Raw genomic sequence first — 450 nt, forward strand, 5'->3', positions numbered from 1 at the left:
CGGGATTCTCATTTGGTCGATAGCCGGAAAAATATCTTCCGCCGTTTGCCGGCTGCCTTTTCCTTCAAAGAGATTCATAATCGGGCTGAGCGGCGGAATGTACCACACCATTGGCAGCGTGCGGTACTCAGGATGAAGCGGCAGCGCGATCTTCCAGTCAATGATCATTTTATAGATTGGTGATTGCTGCGCGGCCTCTATCCATTCAGCCGGAATGCCCTGTTCTTTTGCCAATTTGGCAATCTCAGGATCATTCGGATCAAGAAAAACATCCAATTGGGAATGGTAGAGATCCTTTTCATTTTCAACAGATGCCGCTTCCTCCACGTTGTCCGCGTCATACAGCATGACGCCGAGGTAGCGGATTCTGCCAACACACGTCTCGGAGCAGATGGTCGGCAGTCCCGCTTCCAAACGCGGAAAGCAGAGTTTGCATTTTTCCGCTTTGTT

At 50.4% G+C, this 450-nt stretch carries 1 protein-coding gene; it reads right to left on the reverse strand.

Annotated elements, in window-relative coordinates; all coding sequences use genetic code 11:
- A partial coding sequence (locus tag RVS70_RS22405) for a 4Fe-4S dicluster domain-containing protein (RefSeq protein ID WP_321134920.1) occupies positions 1–450 on the reverse strand: 450 nt, incomplete at both ends.

Origin of the sequence: Virgibacillus sp. M23 (genome assembly GCF_034190895.1) — a bacterium.
GTDB lineage: Bacteria > Bacillota > Bacilli > Bacillales > Amphibacillaceae > Virgibacillus > Virgibacillus salarius.